The 19,064-nt window shown below is 58.2% G+C and carries 15 protein-coding genes and 2 tRNA genes; 9 read left to right on the top strand and 8 right to left on the bottom strand.

Annotated elements, in window-relative coordinates:
- The first annotated feature begins 156 nt into the window (after positions 1-156).
- From ttrS to ACUTSC_RS12230, 3 genes are all read left to right on the top strand, one after another.
- Positions 157-1,878, top strand: coding sequence for a tetrathionate respiration histidine kinase TtrS (gene ttrS, locus ACUTSC_RS12240; protein ID WP_443003343.1), 1,722 nt, complete (start codon positions 157-159; stop codon positions 1,876-1,878).
- Positions 1,850-2,449, top strand: coding sequence for a tetrathionate respiration response regulator TtrR (ttrR, locus tag ACUTSC_RS12235; RefSeq protein WP_197768142.1), 600 nt, complete (start codon positions 1,850-1,852; stop codon positions 2,447-2,449). Before ttrS ends, ttrR begins: the two co-directional genes overlap by 29 nt.
- A 91-nt stretch (positions 2,450-2,540) precedes the next feature.
- Positions 2,541-2,783: a DinI-like family protein gene (locus ACUTSC_RS12230; protein WP_197768143.1), complete on the top strand. Its 243-nt coding sequence runs from the start codon at positions 2,541-2,543 to the stop codon at positions 2,781-2,783.
- A 194-nt stretch (positions 2,784-2,977) separates the two neighbouring features.
- Here the strand turns inward: ACUTSC_RS12230 and ACUTSC_RS12225 are convergent.
- The 4 genes from ACUTSC_RS12225 to ACUTSC_RS12210 form a co-directional block, all read right to left on the bottom strand.
- Positions 2,978-3,053 (bottom strand) — tRNA-Thr (locus tag ACUTSC_RS12225).
- Between the two features lie 6 nt (positions 3,054-3,059).
- Positions 3,060-3,147: transfer RNA gene (locus ACUTSC_RS12220), tRNA-Ser, on the bottom strand.
- A gap of 157 nt (positions 3,148-3,304) precedes the next feature.
- Positions 3,305-3,634 (bottom strand): osmotically-inducible lipoprotein OsmE, encoded by a 330-nt coding sequence (gene osmE / locus ACUTSC_RS12215; protein ID WP_025303630.1) that lies wholly within the window; start codon positions 3,632-3,634, stop codon positions 3,305-3,307.
- 127 nt (positions 3,635-3,761) lie between these two features.
- On the bottom strand, positions 3,762-4,229 hold the full coding sequence (locus ACUTSC_RS12210) for a DUF1348 family protein (protein WP_197768144.1): 468 nt from the start codon (positions 4,227-4,229) through the stop codon (positions 3,762-3,764).
- A gap of 107 nt (positions 4,230-4,336) precedes the next feature.
- Between ACUTSC_RS12210 and ACUTSC_RS12205 the strand changes: the two genes are divergently transcribed.
- The gene (locus ACUTSC_RS12205; protein ID WP_197768232.1) at positions 4,337-4,915 is read left to right on the top strand and encodes a TetR family transcriptional regulator; all 579 of its coding nucleotides are present in this window, start codon (positions 4,337-4,339) and stop codon (positions 4,913-4,915) included.
- Here the strand turns inward: ACUTSC_RS12205 and ACUTSC_RS12200 are convergent.
- Positions 4,909-5,325 carry a VOC family protein gene (locus tag ACUTSC_RS12200; protein ID WP_197768145.1) on the bottom strand — a complete coding sequence of 139 codons (417 nt, stop codon included), beginning with the start codon at positions 5,323-5,325 and terminating at the stop codon, positions 4,909-4,911. The genes ACUTSC_RS12205 and ACUTSC_RS12200 overlap by 7 nt on opposite strands.
- Positions 5,326-5,477: 152 nt before the next feature.
- On the bottom strand, positions 5,478-6,608 hold the full coding sequence (ompC, locus tag ACUTSC_RS12195; RefSeq protein ID WP_142110254.1) for a porin OmpC: 1,131 nt from the start codon (positions 6,606-6,608) through the stop codon (positions 5,478-5,480).
- A 705-nt stretch (positions 6,609-7,313) separates the two neighbouring features.
- Here ompC and ACUTSC_RS12190 point away from each other — a divergent pair.
- Genes ACUTSC_RS12190 through rcsB form a run of 4 tightly spaced genes read left to right on the top strand, consistent with a single transcriptional unit; the run spans position 7,314 to position 12,293 of the window.
- Positions 7,314-7,718 (top strand): DUF4186 domain-containing protein, encoded by a 405-nt coding sequence (locus ACUTSC_RS12190; RefSeq protein ID WP_443003342.1) that lies wholly within the window; start codon positions 7,314-7,316, stop codon positions 7,716-7,718.
- A 54-nt stretch (positions 7,719-7,772) separates the two neighbouring features.
- Positions 7,773-8,927 (top strand): MFS transporter, encoded by a 1,155-nt coding sequence (locus tag ACUTSC_RS12185; protein ID WP_197768147.1) that lies wholly within the window; start codon positions 7,773-7,775, stop codon positions 8,925-8,927.
- A gap of 20 nt (positions 8,928-8,947) precedes the next feature.
- Positions 8,948-11,650, top strand: coding sequence for a phosphotransferase RcsD (rcsD, locus tag ACUTSC_RS12180; RefSeq protein WP_197768148.1), 2,703 nt, complete (start codon positions 8,948-8,950; stop codon positions 11,648-11,650).
- Entirely contained in the window at positions 11,643-12,293 is a 651-nt protein-coding gene (gene rcsB, locus ACUTSC_RS12175; RefSeq protein ID WP_004935900.1) for a response regulator transcription factor RcsB, read from the top strand. The genes rcsD and rcsB overlap by 8 nt, the downstream gene beginning before the upstream one ends.
- A 61-nt stretch (positions 12,294-12,354) precedes the next feature.
- On the opposite strand, the gene rcsC is transcribed toward rcsB, so the two are convergent.
- Both rcsC and gyrA read right to left on the bottom strand, forming a co-directional pair.
- Positions 12,355-15,216, bottom strand: a complete 2,862-nt coding sequence (gene rcsC, locus ACUTSC_RS12170) for a two-component system sensor histidine kinase RcsC (RefSeq protein ID WP_197768149.1) — start codon at positions 15,214-15,216, stop codon at positions 12,355-12,357.
- Positions 15,217-15,383: 167 nt separating this feature from the next.
- Positions 15,384-18,026, bottom strand: a complete 2,643-nt coding sequence (gene gyrA, locus ACUTSC_RS12165) for a DNA topoisomerase (ATP-hydrolyzing) subunit A (protein ID WP_197768150.1) — start codon at positions 18,024-18,026, stop codon at positions 15,384-15,386.
- Between the two features lie 212 nt (positions 18,027-18,238).
- Here gyrA and ubiG point away from each other — a divergent pair, with 212 nt between their 5' ends.
- Complete coding sequence (gene ubiG, locus ACUTSC_RS12160) at positions 18,239-18,964, top strand: bifunctional 2-polyprenyl-6-hydroxyphenol methylase/3-demethylubiquinol 3-O-methyltransferase UbiG (RefSeq protein WP_025303640.1); 726 nt, start codon at positions 18,239-18,241, stop codon at positions 18,962-18,964.
- The last annotated feature ends 100 nt before the right edge of the window (positions 18,965-19,064 follow it).

Below are 19,064 nucleotides of genomic sequence, written 5' to 3'. Positions count from 1 at the left end.
GATTTACAGTGTAAAAATGACATTGGGCTCAGCTCTATTGTGGTTAACCACATACCGAACCTAACGTTGATCTAAAACAAGTGACGGCAGGCAGATTGCCCATCAGGAGGGGCCGTGAAGGTCGTGTTATTACTGCTGCTCAGTCTCGGCTGGGGGATGGCGGCACAGGCGGGCGAGTGGTCGGTCGGCGTGCTGGCGATGCGCGGCGATGCGGCGACCGCGCGTGACTGGCAGCCGCTGATCGACAGTCTCAACGGCAGCGTCGGCGGTGAACGCTTCCGCCTGCAGCCGCTCGATCTGGCGCAGATGCGCGAAGCGGTCAATCGGGGCAGCGTGCAGTTCGTGGTCACTAATCCGGCGCAGTTTGTGCAGTTGAACAGCCACTATCATCTGCGCTGGCTGGCGTCGTTGCGCGCCGCCAACGGCGATCGGGCAACGGGCAACATCATCGGCAGCGTGATTTTGGTGCGGCGTGACAGCGGCATTACGACGCCGCAGGCGCTGATGGGCAAAACGGTGGGCGCCATCGATCCGCAGGCCTTCGGCGGCTATCTGACCGGTTATAAGGCGCTCAGCGACGCCGGCATACGGCCCGAGCGCGATTTTCACCTGCGCTTTACCGGCTTCCCTGCCGACGCCCTGATCTATCTGTTGCGCGAACGCGCCATTCAGGCCGCCATCGTCCCGGTCTGCCTGCTGGAGAAAATGGATAAGGAAGGCCTGATCAATCCGGCGGATTTTCGCCCGCTGTTGCAACAGGCCACGTCGGTTCCCTGCGCCACCAGCACGCCGCTTTACCCCAACTGGTCGTTCGCCGCCCTGCCCGGTCTGGATAACTCACTGGTGGATGCGGTGGCAAGAGCCTTGCTGACCGCAGCGTCGCAGTCTCCCTTTCAGTGGGGCGCACCGGCCTCGACCAGCGAGGTGGAAGCGCTGCTGCGCGCCGTCAATCGACACCCGGAACAGCGGCGGCTATGGCTGGATATCAAGAGCTGGCTGATCCAGCATCAGACGGCCGTCAGCCTGTCGCTGGCGGTGCTGGCGCTGTTGATCGTCAACCATATCTGGATCGCGCTGCTGGTACGCCGGCGCGGGCGGCAACTGCTCCATGCCGGGGAGCAACTGCGGCGGCAGGAGCAGGCGCTGGAGAACGCCAGGCAGCTGAACGTGCTGGGGGAAATGGCCTCCGGCTTCGCACACGAGCTCAATCAACCGCTGGCGGCTATTCGCCACTATGCGCAAGGATGCCTGATCCAACTGCGCAAAACCGACGCCGGGCATCCGTTGCTGGGGCCGCTGGAAAATATCGACCGACAGGCGCAGCGCGGCGGCGAGACGATTCATAACCTGCGCCAGTGGGTGCGGCCCACCGATGAGGCGATAGACCAAACGAGCTGGCGGCCCTCTGCGGTAAGCGAAACCGCCGAGCGGGTGTGGACACTGCTGCGCCTGACGCAGCGCTATCCCGACCTGACGTTGTTCAACAACGTGGCGCCTTCGCTGACGCTAACCCTGCCGCCGGCGCTGCTGGAACAGCTGCTGGCGAACCTGCTGCTGAATGCGGCGCAGGCCGGGGCCAATGCCGTCTGGCTTTCCGCCACCCAGAGCGAACGGGCGATCGAGTTGCATCTGCAGGACAACGCGGGCGGCATGACAACGGCCGGGCTGGAACAGGCTTTTCGCCCCTTCAACACCACCAAAGCCGGCGGCATGGGGCTGGGGTTAGCCATTTGTCGACGCCTGGCCCGCTATGGCGGCGGCGAAATCCGCCTGGCTAACCGCCCCGCCCCCGACAGCCGCAATGGGCTGTGCGTAACGCTGCGTTTCATATTGAACGATGAGGAAAACCATGTCGCTAATTCATCTGGTGGACGATGACGTCGCCGTCACTGACGCCTGCCATTTTTTGCTGACCAGCCTCGGCCACGACGTGCAGTGCTGGAATGACAGCACCGACTTTTTGGCGCAGGCCGACCTGTTTCAGACCGGGATCGTCTTGCTGGACATGAGGATGCCGAAACTCGATGGGCACCAGGCCTACGCTGAGCTGCGCCGCCTCGGCAGCACGCTGGCGGTGGTGTTCCTGTCCGGCCATGGCGACGTACCGATGGCGGTGGAGCAGATGAAGCACGGCGCGGTGGATTTCCTGCAAAAGCCGATCGCCGCTGAACCGCTGATCGCCGCCCTCGAACGGGCGCAGCAGGTCTCCGCCGAGGCCTGGCAATGCCATGAAACTTGCGGCCGCTACCGCACGCTCACGCCGAAAGAACGCGACATCGCGCATCTGGTGGTGCGAGGCATGATGAACAGGGAAATGGCGGAACGGCTGAATATCGCCCTGCGCACCGTGGAGGTTCACCGGGCGAAAGTGATGGAGAAAATGCAGGCCGCCAGCCTGGCGGAATTGGTGATTCAGCTGCAGGATTTACCGCACGCCGCGCACGAATGAATGCACCATGCAAAATTCCGCGCCCCCTCTTGCCAACCGACCTTCCTCAGGCCAGAATACTGTACATTAAATCAGTATTTACAGGTGAGTCATGTTTGTAGAATTGGTGTACGACAAACGCAACGTCGCTGGGTTGCCCAACGCCGCCGAGATTATTCGCAACGAGCTGGAAAAACGCGTGCATGCGCTGTTCCCGGAAGCGGACGTGCGCGTGAAGCCGATGCAGGCCAACGGCCTGAACTCCGATGCCAGCAAAAGCGATCGTGAGAAGTTGAACCGGATGTTGGAAGAGATGTTCGAAGAAGCGGATCAGTGGCTGGTCACTGAGATTTGAACCCTACCTGATAGCCGGCTCATCCTCCGGCTATATTTCTGCCAGAATAAGCCATCGGCTCCTTCCCCTCCGTGATGAATGTCCAAGCTCCATGCGGCAGATGAAAGCCCCGCCTAATAGGTTAATTTGATCCTCCGGTGTCAGCGTGCAGCGCATAACAAAAAGCCCCAGCATCTCTGCTGGGGCCTCTGTCATGGTGCCGGCTACCGGAATCGAACTGGTGACCTACTGATTACAAGTCAGTTGCTCTACCTACTGAGCTAAGCCGGCTGAATTTGGCGGAAGGACAGAGATTCGAACTCTGGGAGCTGTTACACTCGACGGTTTTCAAGACCGTTGCCTTAAACCACTCGGCCATCCTTCCAATGGGCGCTGATATTAGCGATACCGTTATGAAATGTCTATCGTTTTGATGCAAAAAAATGGGATGGGCGGCGCAGTTGCCTAAACTTCAGGCCTTAAACGCTTAAAAAATGAAAAGCCCCGCGCAAGCGAGGCTTTTAGAGCCGGCCGAAACGCGATTACTTCGGCTGCGAATCGTAGTCGGAACAGGTTTGATAGCCCTTGTTCATGACATGACCCGTGTCGTTGTAGCTGACAAAGTACGTCTGCACCTTGCCGTCGCGCGGCGCCACCGCATAGGTGTCGCAGGTGCCCTGCGCATGAACCAGCGTGGCAGTGGTCGACGGCGGACCGGCGATAGCCCGCACCTGCTGCTTGGTCATCCCTACTTTAACATCGCTGACCACCGGCTCATTGACATAACTGGCTGCACGATCATAGGTGGTGCAACCGGCAAGAATGGAAAATACCGCCGCAGTGCCGACGGCCAAAACCAACTTCTTCGTCATAGCTTGTCCTCTTGGAGTGCATTTGTTGTCCCCTAAGTCTAGAAGCAGGAAGGCTTTTCTACAAATTCCCCTTTGTCGATCGGTGCGCTTTTGCCTTCAGGAGGCCATCGCCAACACGCCATCGGATTCAAAAACCGAAATCGCTCAGCGCCGGAACAGCGTCCGGGCGCCGACCGAGCGGCCAGTGAAAACGCCGATCCTGTTCGCGGATCGGCATGTCGTTGATGCAGGCATGGCGGTTGATCATCAGCCCCTCCTGATTGAACTCCCAATTCTCATTGCCGAAGCTGCGATACCAGTTGCCGGAATCGTCGCGCCATTCATAGGCGAAACGCACCGCGATGCGGGCGCCATCAAAAGCCCACAGTTCCTTAATCAGCCGATACTCCAGTTCTTTTGCCCATTTGCGTTGCAAAAAGCCGACCACCGCTGCGCGGCCATCGACAAACTCCGCGCGGTTACGCCAGTGGGTATCGAGGGAATACACCTGCGATACGTGTTCAGGATCGCGGCTGTTCCAGGCATCCTCCGCCAACCGCACCTTCTCGATGGCGGATTCGCGGGTAAAAGGCGGCAATGGGGGTTTAATGCTCATGTTCATCTCCTGGGTGAAAGTGCGTAGACAACTCTGTCTACCATATTACGCTAGCGCAAGTAGACAGAGTTGTCTACAATCACTCGAAAATAGCCTGGGAGAAAATGATGACCGCCGATTTCAACGCCTTGCCCGCTCGCCAGCGCATTTTGCTGACGGCGCACGATCTGTTTTATCAAGAAGGGATCCGCGCCACCGGTATCGATCGCATCATCAAGGAATCGGGTGTGACCAAGGTGACCTTCTACCGCCACTTTCCCAGCAAGAACGATTTAATTACGGCGTTTTTGACCTATCGCCATCAGCAGTGGTTAGCCTGGTTCAGCACAGCGTTGACCAGGCATGTGGCGCAGACCGGTGGGTTGCTGCCGGCGCTGGCGCCCTGCCTGGCGGAATGGTTCGAAGATCCGCGCTTTCGCGGCTGCGCGTTTATCAATACGGCGGTGGAGCTTGCCGACCTGCTGCCGGAAAGCCGACACATCGCCGGCCGGCATAAGCGGCAGATGGCGGACGAGCTGGCACGTCACCTGCCCGCCGGCCCACAGCGGGAACGGCACGCAGCGATGTTGGCGATGCTGATCGACGGCGCCATCGTCAGAGTGCAGATAGAGCGGCAACCGCAGGCCGCCCTGCAGGTGCTGAATGCCGCGTTGGACATGTTGGCGCAAGGCGGGTTCGATCAGTAATTGGCCCAGATGCCCGGCGTCACCAGTTCCAACAGGTGGGCGTCGGGATCGCGAAAATAAATGCTCTCCCCGCCGTGTTCCCAGCGCATCCGCCCCTCAATCTCCACGCCGTTGGCCATCAGATGCCGTTCCCAGTGCGACAGTTGCTCTTTCGCCACCGCCAGCCCGATATGCGCCGGCCCCACGCCATCGTGCGCGGGAATAAATCCGGTCGGATAGTGCGCCCCGCTCAGCGAATCGCCCTCGATAAACAGCAACAATACGCTCCGATCGCCGACGTTATAGGCGCGAAACCGTTCGTTGGCGACCATCGTCGGCAGCTTCAGCACCTCCCGGTAAAAAACGTCCGCGCGTTCAATATCGCTGACGTACAGCACCGTTTCGATCACCTTATCGATCTTGAGTTCCATATCACCTCCGCTCTGTTATCCGTTCTGACAGCGTAGGTCGGACGGAGGCGAACGGAAGCGCTTCCCGTGCCGGCAACGGATCAATTCGTGCTTTTTACCGGCAAAAAAAAACGCGGCCCGAAGGCCGCGCTGTGTCATTCACACGCTGGTGCTTAGAACTGGTAAACCAGGCCCACGGCAACCACGTTGTCGGTGTTGATGCCGGCAGCGTCGGTGAAATCGTTGTTGTCCACCAGGTTGATTTTGTAATCAACATAGGTAGACATGTTTTTGTTGAAGAAGTAGGTCGCACCCAGGTCGACGAATTTGACCAGATCTTGATCGCCGTAGTCCTTGCCGTTGCCGGCACGGCCCAGGTCTTTACCTTTGGTCTGGTTATAACCCACGAACGGACGCAGACCGAAGTCGAACTGGTAGTGCGCGTAGGCTTCAAAGCTCTGCGCCTTGTTGGCGTAGCCATAAACGCTGCTGTCGGAACTACCGAAACGCGCCGCGTTGTAGGACTGGGTGAACATCACCGCCAGGTAAACGTCGTTGGCGTCATATTTCAGACCGCCGGAGTACCCTTCAGCCTTGTCGCCGCGGCCCATAATATTGCGGTACGCGCCGGCGCCGTTCTGCTCGCTGGTGCGGCGAGAGTTGAAGAAGGCGCCCGCAGCGCTGATGCCGTAGCCCATGTCATAGCTCATGGACATGCCGTAGCCTTCGCCGTTTTGACCCAGAACGTCACGACCGTTGTTGGTTTCTTCACCGTTGCCGTTTTTACCCTGGTACTGCAGGGCGAAGTTCAGGCCGTCAACCAGACCGAAGAAGTCGTTGTTACGGTAGGTCGCCAGGCCGCTGGAGCGCTGGAACATGAACTGGTCGGCGCCATAGGTCATACCGTCGAACTCAGGCTGCAAGTCGGTATACGCCGCGACGTCGTACAGCACGCCGGTGTTACGGCCGTAGTCGAAGGAGCCGTAGTCGCCGAATTTCAGACCGGCGAAGCCGTAACGGGTGAAGTTTTTGTTGTCCTGGCTTTCAGCGTGGTTCAGGTTCGCCTGATATTCCCACTGGCCGTAACCGGTCAGTTGATCGCTGATTTGCGTTTCGCCGCGCAGGCCAAAACGCATATAAGACTGATCGCCGTCCACGCCGTTGTTGCTGGAGAAATAGTGAAGACCGTCGACTTTACCGTACAAATCCAGTTTATTACCGTCTTTGTTGTAGATTTCCGCCGCGCCTGCTGTGCCTGCAACCAGCAGTGCGGGTACCATCAGAGAGAGTACTCGAAGTTTCATCGTTATTATCCTCGTTAATTATGTCGAGCTACGGCCACTGCCCTTTTCGAGCATTATTAGCACGACTGTGCATTACCATTCTGGTAACAAGGGTTATATTAATCCAGAAAGAAAATGATACCAAGTATCCGATAGTGTTTCATTGTAATTAATAAAGGTTTCAAAATGTAAATACGCGCGAACTTTCACAAAACCTTACAGACAAACAAAATAAAGCACTTAAAGGCAAAGAATAGATTAATTGATAAAAAATCATGCAGTTATACATATCTTTAAGAAAAAAAAGCCAACCATACAATTGAGCCGGTCAATAAGCACATTGTGCCAAAACGTTGCCCGCACCCAGCCGCTATAATCATCTCGCTATCATCATTATTTTCATTATTACCTTCATTATCCGAGATCCGAGGATAATTTCTGCATTCCTTTAACCGGCTTCTGGCCGGTTTTTTATTTTCCTCCACACATCTCTCACTATTTCGACTCGTACAAATAGCACGCAAATAAATAACCTGATGATATAGTTTCATTAATTTACTTTCGCACTAATTGCTAATCCCTTCCCTTATTTTAGTCTACAAATTGAAATTGCTTTTCATTTCGTGCTTTATCTCACCGATTATTTCCCGCCGCAGGCATAATTAGCCGCAGAGTTTCCGTTCTGGTAATCTGAAAAAAACGCACCCTCAGCGAGTAACATTCATGATGCCCTTTCAACCCGACGAGCTGTGGCGGCGGCTACAAACCTCCCCCTTCCGCGCTCGCTTCCGTTTAAATGCCAAAGACCAAACGTATCTCGACGGCAAGGGATTGCCGCTGATACTCAGCCATGCCCGCGATTTTATCGACCGCCGCCTGGCCGCCGCCCATCCTAAAAACGACGGCAAGCAAACGCCGATGCGTGGCCACCCGGTGTTCGTCGCCCAGCACGCCACCGCCACCTGCTGCCGAGGCTGTCTGGAAAAGTGGCACGGCATACCGCAGGGCGTCGCACTGGACGAGCAGCAAAAGGACTATATTGTCCAGGCTATCGCGCTCTGGCTGGTGCGCAGAGGCGGTGCCAGGAACCTGTCAGGCGCGAATATTTTCGACCCGGATCGCGGATTGTGATAAAAACTGTCAGTAACTTTCACCATTCTTTTGACCCAAGATCCTGACGCTTACATGACAGCCACCTTGTGCAATGAACAGCAAACGCCCGGCGTTCCTCAACAGATCGCCACCCGCCTGGCCTTTTTCGTCGCCGGTCTCGGCATGGCCGCCTGGGCGCCGCTGGTCCCCTTCGCCAAAGCGCGCATCGGTATCGATGACGGCTCGCTCGGCCTGTTGCTGCTCTGTATCGGCGCCGGCTCCATGCTGGCGATGCCGCTGACCGGTTTCCTGACTGGCAAACTGGGCTGCCGCGCGGTGATCCTGATGGCGGGGCTCGGGTTATGCATCGATCTGCCGCTGCTGGCGCTGATGGACTCCCTCGGCGGCATGGCCGTGGCGCTGCTGCTGTTCGGTGCGGCGATCGGCATGATCGACGTGGCGATGAACGTTCAGGCGGTGATCGTCGAACGCGCAAGCGGCAAGGCGATGATGTCCGGCTTTCACGGTTTCTTCAGCATCGGCGGCATTGCCGGCGCCGGCGGCGTCAGCGCGTTGCTGTGGCTGGGGTTGACGCCGCTGCAATCCACCCTGCTCACCGTGCTGGCGGTGATAGTCCTGCTGGCGCTTGCCAGCCGCCATCTGCTGCGTGAGAGTGGCGCCGACGACGGCGGGCCGATGTTCGTCTTGCCGCGCGGCTGGGTGATGTTCATCGGCATTCTGTGCTTTATCATGTTTCTGGCGGAAGGATCGATGCTCGACTGGAGCGCACTGTTCCTCACCACCTTGCGGGGCGTCGAGCATAGCCAGGCCGGTTTGGGCTACGCGCTGTTTTCCATCACCATGACACTCGGCCGCCTCAATGGCGATCGGGTGGTGAACTCGCTGGGCCGCTACCGGGTGCTGCTGCTGGGCAGCCTGTGCGCCGCTTTCGGTCTGAGCCTGGCCATCGCTTTCAACCACGCCGCCGTTTCGCTGGTCGGCTTCATGCTGGTCGGCCTGGGCGCCTCGAACGTCGTGCCGATCCTGTTCAGCGCCGCAGGCAACCAGCGCGACATGCCGGCCAATTTGGCGATCGCCTCCGTGACCACCGTCGGCTATGCCGGTATTCTGGCCGGCCCGGCGCTGATCGGCTTCATCGCTCAGTTTTCCAGCCTGACGGTGGCCTTCGCCTGCGTAGCCGCTCTGCTGTTGGCGGTGACCGCCAGCGCCAGGGCCGTCACTCGCTGATTCAGGAATGCGCAGCCACTATGCAAAATAAACAACTGACCATAAGTTCCAGCAACATTACCCGCTGCTTCCTGCTGTTTATCGTGCTGCTGACGATCGGCATCGGCCTGTATGGTTACAATTACACCAATGCCTGGCTGGCGGAAAAGAAGTACGCGCTGAACGGCATCGCCGGTTCGCTGCAAAAGCGTATCGATACCTACCGCTATATGACCTATCAGGTCTATGACAAATTCGGCAATGCGCCGGCGCAGAATGTCGATCCCGGTTTGCAGGAAACCCGCCTGCGACCCGACGTCTATTATGTCGAGAAGCCGCACAAGAAAACGGACGCGGTGATCTTCGGCAGCCATGACGAAAACACGCTGGCGATGATCGCCAACATCTCGGACTACCTGGATACCCGCTGGGGCGCCAAAACCGAGAACTACGCCATGTATTACCTCAATGGTCAGGACAACAGCCTCAGCCTGATCACCACCCAGCCGCTCAAAGAGCTGGCTTCGCGCTTTCGGGAAAGCTACCTGACCACCTCGGCGGACGAACGCCGGGCCGAGATGCTGCAGCAGGCCAATATGCTCGACGAGCGCGAGAGCTTTTCCGATCTGCGCAAGCAGCGCTTCCAGAACGCCTATTCGTTCTCGATTCGCACCACTTTCAACCAGCCGGGGCATCTGGCGACGGTGATCGCCTTCGATTTGCCAATCAACGACATCATTCCGGCCAATCTGGCCCGCGCCAGTTTCCTGCTGCTGCCGGACGATGTCGATCTCGACGACAGCGTCATCCCGGCTGAAACCGTCCTCGGCACCCATGCGACGATGACCGGCGGGTGGGTGGAGTTCAGCGCCGCCCTGCCCAATGCGCCGCTGAAGGTGGTGTATCGCGTTTCGGCCATCAATCTGGCCATCGATCTGCTGCGCAACAACATCTGGCTGATCGCGGTCAACCTGCTGCTGCTGGCGCTGTCGATGCTGAGCATCTACTTTATCCGCCGCCAGTACATTCGCCCGAGCGAAAACATGGCGGTGGAACTGGAAGCCGAACGCGCGCTGAATCAGGAGATCGTCTCCAGCCTGCCCTCCGGCCTGCTGGTCTACAGCTTCGCCAACAATACGGTGATCGCCAGCAACAAAATCGCCGAGCACCTGTTACCACACCTCAGTCTGCAGAAGATCGCCCATATGGCCGAACAGCATCACGGGGTGATCCAGGCGACGGTCAACAACGAGGTGTATGAAATCCGCATTTTCCGCAGCCAGCTGTCGCCGGACACCTACCTGTTCCTGATGCACGATCAGGATAAAGAGGTGATGGTGAACAAGCGGCTGCAGCAGGCGCGGCGCGAATACGACAAAAACGTTCAGGCGCGCAAGCTGATGCTGCACAATCTGGGCATCGAGCTGAATCAGCCGGTACGCCAGATGCACGATCTGGTCGACCGTCTGCACAGCCGGCCGGATGAGGAACAACAGCAGGCGTTGCTGGGCCAGTTGACGGCGGCGTCGGCTTCAGTGCTGGAGTTGATCGATAACATCACCCTGCTGACCCGGCTGGAAACCCAGGACTGGCAACCCACGCGCGAGCCGTTCAACCCGACGGCGATGATCGACGAGTTGCTGCAGGAGGCCCTGCCCGCCCTTAACCAGAAGGGGCTGGCGCTGTTCAAGCATTTCCAACTGGACGTCGAGCAGAACTATATCGGCGACGCCAACGCGCTGCGCAAGGTGATCTCGCTGCTGGTGCATTACGCCATTATCACCACCGCCTGCGGCAAGATTTCCCTGGTTGTCGACCATGAGCCCGAGCACCCGGACCGCCTGATTTTCCAAATCAACGACACCGGCTCCGGCATCTCCAACGAAGAGATCAGCAACCTCAACTATCCGTTCCTCAGCCAGACGCTGGTGGACCGCTTCAACCACGGTTCCGGGCTCACCTTCTTCCTGTGCAACCAACTGTGTAAAAAGCTTAATGGCCAGTTGGACATTCGCAGCAAGGTGGATATCGGCACTCGCTACACCATTCGCGTTGCCATGGAGATGGAGAAAAAAGAGCCGCAGGAGCAGGAAAAGCTGCTCGACGGCGTCACCGCCCTGCTGGACGTCACGTCGGATGAAGTGCGCGGCATCGTGACCCGTCTGCTGCAGGCCTACGGCGCCGACTGCCTCGTCGCCGAAGATCGCGCGGTCAACCGCGATTATGACGTGCTGCTGACCGATAACCCACAGCGCGCCGATGATTACACCCTGTTGCTGGCGACCGATGAGCCGGGCTGGCAAGCACTGGATAAACGCTACATTCGGGTAAACTATAATCTGAACGGCGCATTAATCGACGCCGTGCTGATGCTGATCGAACAGCAAATGGCCGCGCTGGAACAGGAAGAAAGCCCGCTTTCATTGAGCTCAGAAGATATCCAACTCTATGAAAAACAATTGAAATCAAGTGATTACTATGGGCTGTTTGTCGATACAGTACCCGACGATGTCAAAAAACTGTATACTGAGGCGGGCAGCAGTGATTTCAATGCGCTGTCACAAACCGCACACCGCCTGAAAGGCGTGTTTGCCATGTTAAATCTGCTTCCCGGCAAGCAGCTGTGCGAATCGTTAGAACAGCGCATCGCAGAAGGTGATGCGCCCGAGATCGAGAATAACATCAGTCAGATTGATTTTTTCGTCAGCAGACTGCTGAAGCAAGGTAGCCAACAACATGAATAACCTGAACGTAATTATTGCTGATGACCATCCTATCGTACTGTTTGGCATCCGGAAGTCACTTGAGCAAATTGAATGGGTGAATGTCGTTGGGGAGTTCGAAGACTCAACCGCACTGATCAACAATCTGTCCAAGCTGGACGCCAACGTGCTGATCACCGATCTGTCGATGCCGGGTGACAAGTATGGCGACGGTATCACGCTGATTAAATACATCAAGCGCCACTATCCGCAGTTGTCGATCATCGTGCTGACCATGAACAACAACCCGGCGATCCTGAGCGCGGTATTGGATCTGGATATCGAAGGCATCGTGCTGAAACAAGGCGCACCGACCGATCTGCCGAAGGCGTTGGCCGCCCTGCAGAAAGGCAAGAAGTTCACGCCGGAAAGCGTCTCTAAACTGCTGGAGAAGATCAGCGCCAGCGGCTATGGCGACAAACGCCTGTCGCCGAAAGAGAGCGAAGTGCTGCGTCTGTTCGCCGAAGGTTTCCTGGTAACCGAAATCGCCAAGAAGCTCAACCGCAGCATCAAAACCATCAGCAGCCAGAAGAAATCGGCCATGATGAAGCTGGGCGTCGAAAACGACATCGCCCTGCTCAATTATCTCTCGTCCGTCAGCATGACGCCGTTGGACAAAGACTAAAGCCCGCTTCACGGCAGGTTAACGCCAAACAGGCACGGCATCCGCCGTGCCTGTTTGCTTTTCAAGCCTCGCTGCGGCTGTAGCGCACCTGTTGGCTGTAGTAAGCCAGCGTCTGCTCCAGCGTCTCCAGCGTGACCGGTTTCGACAGGCAATTATCCATACCCGCCTCGAGGCAGCGCTGCTTCTCTTCCGCCAACGCATTCGCCGTCACGCCGATCACCGGCGCGCTGAACTGCATCTGCCGCAGCTCCTGCGTCAGACGATAGCCGTCCATATTCGGCATATTGACGTCGGTCAGCACAATATCGACGTGGTGCTGTTTCAGCACGCCGAGCGCGTCGACGCCATCGTTGGCGGTCACCACCTGATACCCCAGCGATCCCAGTTGATCGGACAACAGGCGGCGGTTGATTGGATGATCGTCAACCACCAGCAGATGAATATCGCCGTTGTCCGCCGCGCTGGCCTTGGCAGGCGTCGGCAGCTGCACCAGCGCCTCTGCCGCGCCGCTGCCAACGCCGAACAACCGGTTGAGCAAGCTCAGCGTTTCACGCGGCGTAGAGGTGCTGTGCATCCAATAACCCGGCCGGGTTTCCTGCGATGGGCCGATATGCTCGGTGGAGAATTGGATCTGAGCCAGCAGCGGCGTGTCCAGCATCAGCGGATGATCGCTGAGCATCACCTCTCCGGCGGCGGTCTCTTGGCCATCATAGCGCTGGATATCGGCGCCGTAGCCCCCCAGAATCGCCATCAGGTAGCTTTCCAACCGCTGATTGCGGATATCCAGCCACAGCCGACGGCCCTGCCAGGTATCGCTGGCCTGCGGGATGGGGAACTGAGCGTTGAACAGCGGAATACGGATGCTGAACAAGCTGCCCAGGCCCGGTTCGGATTCCACGGCGATATCGCCGTCCATCAGGTTGATCAGTTTCTCACAGATCGCCAACCCCAGGCCGGTTCCCTGGAAATGGCGCTGCACGCCGGTGCCCACCTGGAAGAACGGATCGAACAGGCGCGAAATTTCCTTCTCCGGGATACCGACGCCGGTATCGCGCACGCTGAACTCCAGGTAGCTGCCGCGGGTGCAGACCTGCAGCACGATACAGCCGGTATCGGTGAACTTGATGGCGTTGTTCACCAGGTTGGAGAGCACCTGCTGCAGCCGCACCGGATCGCCGAAGATACGCTCCGGCACGTTCTGTTCGATAAAGCAGTACAGCCCCAGACGTTTCTTGACCACCAGCGGCAAATAGTTGCCGGCGATATGGGTGATCACCTCCAGGCAGGAGAACTCGCGCGGTTCGATCTTCAGCTGCTCGGACTCGATTTTGGAGAAGTCGAGAATATCGCTGATGATTTTCAGCAGCAGGCCGGAGGAGTTGTTCATCGCATTGACCAGCCGATCGACCCCTTGCGGCAGCGCCTTGGTCTGCAGCAAATCGAGGTTGCCGATAATGCCGTACAGCGGCGTGCGCAGCTCATGGCTGACGGTGGCCAGGAACATCGATTTGGACTGGCTGGCCTGCTCCGCCGCCGCCGCCATCTCCTGCAACGACTCTTCCATCTTCACGCGGGCGCTGACGTCCACCAGCACGCAAATCGCCACCTCTTCGTTACGGTAGCGCGAGTGGACAAAGCTGATCTGCAGGTTGTTGTTGTTGCTGGTCATCACATCGACGAAATTCGCCTGCTGTTCGCAAATGATGCGCGTAATGCGATCGCGATCTTCGTGGGTCAACAGATTGATGTAGTTGTGCGCCAGTTCGTTACTCAGGATATTGGTGCCGTCGCTGATGCGCAGGATACAGATACCCACCGGCGCCGAAGCGACGATCTTGCGGTTGAACTGCTCGTGCTCTTCCAGGCGGAAGGCGTTGTCCTCCGCCGGCAGGAACATTTTACGCTCAAACAGCCACGCCAGCGTGAACAGCACGATGGCCGACAGCAGGTTCAGCAACAGCGCGTTGAGGATCAGCATTTTGAAGCGTTCTACTACGCTTTTCACCGGCAGCGCATAGACGATGCTCAGCGAAGAAGGCGGCAGCGCTTTCTTCAGGATCAGGTCGCGATAATTGTCGACATAGCCGAAGTAGGCATGCTCTGCGGGATAGCTGTTGAGCGAAGCGGCATAGCGATCGCCGTCCGCCAGACGCAGCACCGGCTCGTTGTTCTCATCCAGCAGCGTGACGCCGATCGGCAGGTTGCCGGCGGTAACGAAATCCTCCAGCCGAACGGTCTGTTCGATGCCCAGCAGCGCCTCCAGCTTGTTGCCGATATAAATCGGCGTCAGCACATACAGATAGCCGACGTCCGGCCGCTGTGCGCTGGGGCTGATCCAATACAGGTTGTTGTCTTTGTCCAGATTCTTGGCGTTGCGGTATTTCAGAATGCGCTCGTGCAGCGACTTCAGCACGTTTTCCCGATTGGCGCTCGCGTTGCCGCCGCCGAACTCCGCCATACACAGGCTGTCGCCGCCGATGAAGAACACCCGGTTGAGATCGTAGGCCGCCACGAAGTTCTCTTTCCAATACTGGATCAGGCCGCTCAGCGAATCGAGCGAACTGCGGTAGGTGGTACTCAGCGTGCAGTTGGACTCCGGGTACAGCGGAAAGAATTGCGGCGGGCTGCCCTTGCCGGGAAACACGCCGCTGAACATGTCCAGGCTGCTAACCGACCCGTTGAGACGGTTCTCCGCCATATACTTGATGTCGCGGATGATGTCGGCAGAGTGACGGATGTAGCCCTGCGCCTGATCGAAGTTGAGGTTGTACTCCTGCCGGATGTCCGATTCTTTCTGATGCAGGATATTCAGAATATAAAAGGTGGTGAGCAGCGCTCCCAACGACCACAGCAAAATCGCCAGCACCCGGAACAGATAACGGGATATCTTTAGCGTAGTTCGAAAAGAGGCTAAGTATTTCAATCGGATACCATACGAAAGTCAGTGGCGGCGCGCGTTGTCGCCGGCGTGGCGGCCGGCGGCTCGGTGCGCCAATTAAACCATATAACTGAAAAAGGGCCTAGCATCGCTGCCAGGCCCTTTTGTCTCGGTGCATTACGGTGTCGGCATGCCGACGCCCTCACCTTGCTTTAAACGTTGTCGTCGTCCATCGGCTCAGCCGCGTCGTCGCCATCGTCCAGCGGCGTGGTGTCTTCTTCCACCGCTTCCGCGCCCGGTTCCAGGCTGTCCAGCTCTTCGTCTTCCACCGGTTCGGCCACGCGCTGCAGACCGACGACGTTTTCGTCTTCCGCCGTACGGATCAGCGTCACGCCCTGGGTGTTACGGCCCACCACGCTGACTTCCGAAACGCGGGTACGCACCAGCGTGCCGGCATCGGTGATCATCATGATCTGGTCGCTGGTTTCCACCTGCACGGCGCCGACCACCTGACCATTACGCTCGCTCACCTTGATGGAGATAACCCCCTGGGTGGCGCGTGACTTGGTCGGGTACTCGGTCACGGCGGTACGTTTACCGAAGCCGTTCTGCGTGACGGTCAGGATGTCGCCTTCGCCACGCGGCACGATCAGGGAGATCACGCTGTCGCCTTCACCGAGGTTGATGCCACGCACGCCGGTTGCGGTACGGCCCATCGAACGCACCTGCGTTTCCGGGAAGCGCACCACTTTACCGTTGGCGGAGAACAGCATCACTTCGTTGCTGCCGTCGGTCAGATCGACACCGATCAGCTCGTCGCCCTCGTTGAGGTTGACGGCGATGATGCCGGCGCTGCGCGGACGGCTGAACTCGGTCAGCGCGGTTTTCTTCACGGTACCGCTGGCGGTGGCCATGAACACGTGGCGCCCTTCTTCATACTCGCGCACCGGCAGGATGGCGGTGATACGCTCATCGGCTTCAAGCGGCAACAGGTTGACGATTGGGCGACCGCGCGCGCCACGGCTGGCTTCAGGCAGTTGGTACACCTTCATCCAGTACAGGCGGCCACGACTGGAGAAGCACAGGATCGTATCGTGGGTGTTGGCCACCAGCAGGCGATCGATAAAGTCTTCTTCTTTAATACGCGCGGCGGACTTGCCTTTACCGCCGCGGCGCTGGGCTTCATAGTCGGACAGCGGCTGATACTTCACGTAGCCCTGGTGAGACAGGGTCACCACCACGTCTTCCTGGTTGATCAGGTCTTCGATGTTGATGTCGGAAGTATTGGCGGTGATCTCGGTACGGCGGCCGTCGTTGTACAGCTCTTTGACTGCCACCAGCTCTTCGCGGATCACTTCCATCAGGCGCTCTGGGCTTTCCAGAATAAAGATCAGCTCGGCGATAAAGTTGAGCAGCTCTTTATATTCTTCCAGCAGCTTTTCGTGCTCCAGGCCGGTCAGTTTCTGCAGTCGCAGATCCAGAATCGCCTGAGCCTGCTGCTCGGTCAGGTAGTACTTGCCGTCGCGGATGCCGAACTCCGGCTCCAGCCACTCAGGGCGGGCGGCGTCGTCACCGGCACGTTCCAGCATGGCGCTGACGTTGCCCAGATCCCACGGCTGAGCCACCAGCGCGACTTTCGCTTCCGCCGGCGTCGGCGCACGGCGAATCAGTTCGATGATCGGATCGATGTTGGCCAGCGCGATGGCCAGCGCTTCCAGGATATGGGCACGGTCGCGGGCCTTGCGCAGTTCGAAGATGGTACGGCGGGTGACCACTTCGCGACGGTGGCGCACGAAAGCTTCGAGGATGTCTTTCAGGTTCAGCAGTTTAGGCTGGCCCTGATGCAGCGCGACCATGTTGATGCCGAAGGTGACCTGCAGTTGCGTCAGCGCATACAGGTTGTTCAGCACCACTTCGCCGACCGCGTCACGTTTGACTTCGATCACGATGCGCATGCCGTCTTTATCGGACTCGTCGCGCAGCGCGCTGATGCCTTCCACGCGCTTTTCTTTCACCAGCTCGGCGATCTTCTCGATCAGACGCGCCTTGTTCACCTGATACGGGATCTCGTGAACGATGATGGTTTCGCGGCCGGTTTTAGCATCGGCTTCCACTTCCGCGCGCGCGCGCAGGTAGATTTTGCCGCGCCCGGTGCGATAGGCCTCTTCAATGCCGCGACGGCCGTTGATGATCGCCGCCGTCGGGAAGTCTGGCCCCGGAATGTGTTCCATCAGCCCTTCGATGCTGATGTTTTCATCATCGATATAGGCCAGGCAGCCGTTGACGACTTCAGTCAGGTTGTGCGGTGGAATATTGGTGGCCATGCCCACGGCGATACCCGACGAGCCGTTGACCAGCAGGTTCGGGATCTTGGTCGGCATGACGGCCGGGATCTGCTCGGTGCCATCATAGTTAGGCACGAAGTCGACGGTTTCTTTTTCCAGGTCCGCCAACAGTTCGTGAGCAATCTTGGACATGCGCACTTCGGTATAACGCATCGCCGCGGCGGAGTCGCCGTCGACGGAACCGAAGTTACCCTGGCCGTCCACCAGCATGTAGCGCAGTGAAAACGGCTGAGCCATACGCACGATAGTGTCGTAAACCGCGCTGTCACCGTGCGGGTGATATTTACCGATCACGTCCCCGACGACACGGGCCGATTTCTTGTATGGTTTATTCCAGTCGTTACCCAATACGCTCATCGCGTACAGAACGCGGCGGTGAACCGGTTTCAGTCCATCACGAACATCTGGCAGCGCACGTCCGACAATAACGGACATCGCATAGTCCAGATACGAGTTTTTCAACTCGTCTTCGATGTTTACCGGTGTGATTTCTCTGGCAAGGTCGCTCATGGAGCTGCTATCCCTCTACTAATGATTCATCTGCCCGCTGCCATAGTGGCAAAGGTGTAAAACTATATCACAAAGCACGCTTTACGGGAAAATAACCGCCGCTGTTTCACGGAAATTGTGCAGATAAGTGCGCTAAAAACGCATCGGCGCAGACGATGCCGCGCCGGAACATGTATAATCCGCGCAACGAGAACAAGGAGCCAGACCAGCCCATGAACGCAGAATCATCCAGCCGAGTGCAAAACGTTGACCACCAGGAAATCGCCAAGTTCGAGGCCGTCGCCTCTCGCTGGTGGGATCTGGAAGGCGAGTTCAAACCGCTGCACCGCATCAACCCGCTGCGCCTGAACTACATCATGCAGCGCGCCGGCGGCATTTTTGACAAGCAGGTGCTCGACGTGGGCTGCGGCGGCGGCATTCTGGCGGAAAGCATGGCGCGCGAAGGCGCCAAGGTGACCGGGCTGGACATGGGCGCTGAGCCGCTGCAGGTCGCCCGGCTGCACGCGCTGGAAAGCGGCATGGACGTCACCTATGTGCAGGAGACGGTGGAAAGCCACGCCCAGGCCAACCCGCAACGCTACGACGTGGTCACCTGCATGGAGATGCTGGAGCACGTGCCGGATCCGGCCTCGGTGGTGCGCGCCTGCGCCCATCTGGTGAAACCGGGCGGCCACGTGTTCTTCTCCACCATCAACCGCAATACCAAAGCCTGGCTGATGGCGGTGATCGGCGCAGAGTACGTGCTGAAGATGGTGCCGCAGGGCACCCACGATCATAAGAAGTTCATTCGCCCTTCCGAACTGATCGGCTGGGTCGACGGCACGCCGCTGCGCGAAAAGCACATGATCGGCCTGCATTACAACCCGATCACCGATCATTTCAAGCTTGGGCGCAACGTTGACGTGAACTACATGGTGCACACCCAGCACGAAGGCTAAGCGTTGTAAACCACGCCGGCCCTGCATTACCGAGGGGCGGCGCCATTGGCGCATTCGGAAAAATACCTAATTTCCACGACTTCGATCAAAATAGCCGTTG

It is taken from the genome of Serratia sp. TSA_105.2, assembly GCF_052692115.1.
This window is presented reverse-complemented; position numbering and strand designations above follow the sequence as displayed.

Excerpts from the sequence above, each read along its gene's own strand:
- ttrS (WP_443003343.1), top strand. The coding sequence starts at position 157 with ATGGCGGCACAGGCGGGCGAGTGGTCGGTCGGCGTGCTGGCGATGCGC.
- ttrR (WP_197768142.1), top strand. The coding sequence starts at position 1,850 with ATGTCGCTAATTCATCTGGTGGACGATGACGTCGCCGTCACTGACGCC.
- ACUTSC_RS12230 (WP_197768143.1), top strand. The coding sequence starts at position 2,541 with ATGTTTGTAGAATTGGTGTACGACAAACGCAACGTCGCTGGGTTGCCC.
- osmE (WP_025303630.1), bottom strand. The coding sequence starts at position 3,634 with ATGACGAAGAAGTTGGTTTTGGCCGTCGGCACTGCGGCGGTATTTTCC.
- ACUTSC_RS12210 (WP_197768144.1), bottom strand. The coding sequence starts at position 4,229 with ATGAGCATTAAACCCCCATTGCCGCCTTTTACCCGCGAATCCGCCATC.
- ACUTSC_RS12205 (WP_197768232.1), top strand. The coding sequence starts at position 4,337 with ATGACCGCCGATTTCAACGCCTTGCCCGCTCGCCAGCGCATTTTGCTG.
- ACUTSC_RS12200 (WP_197768145.1), bottom strand. The coding sequence starts at position 5,325 with ATGGAACTCAAGATCGATAAGGTGATCGAAACGGTGCTGTACGTCAGC.
- ompC (WP_142110254.1), bottom strand. The coding sequence starts at position 6,608 with ATGAAACTTCGAGTACTCTCTCTGATGGTACCCGCACTGCTGGTTGCA.
- ACUTSC_RS12190 (WP_443003342.1), top strand. The coding sequence starts at position 7,314 with ATGCCCTTTCAACCCGACGAGCTGTGGCGGCGGCTACAAACCTCCCCC.
- ACUTSC_RS12185 (WP_197768147.1), top strand. The coding sequence starts at position 7,773 with ATGACAGCCACCTTGTGCAATGAACAGCAAACGCCCGGCGTTCCTCAA.
- rcsD (WP_197768148.1), top strand. The coding sequence starts at position 8,948 with ATGCAAAATAAACAACTGACCATAAGTTCCAGCAACATTACCCGCTGC.
- rcsB (WP_004935900.1), top strand. The coding sequence starts at position 11,643 with ATGAATAACCTGAACGTAATTATTGCTGATGACCATCCTATCGTACTG.
- gyrA (WP_197768150.1), bottom strand. The coding sequence starts at position 18,026 with ATGAGCGACCTTGCCAGAGAAATCACACCGGTAAACATCGAAGACGAG.
- ubiG (WP_025303640.1), top strand. The coding sequence starts at position 18,239 with ATGAACGCAGAATCATCCAGCCGAGTGCAAAACGTTGACCACCAGGAA.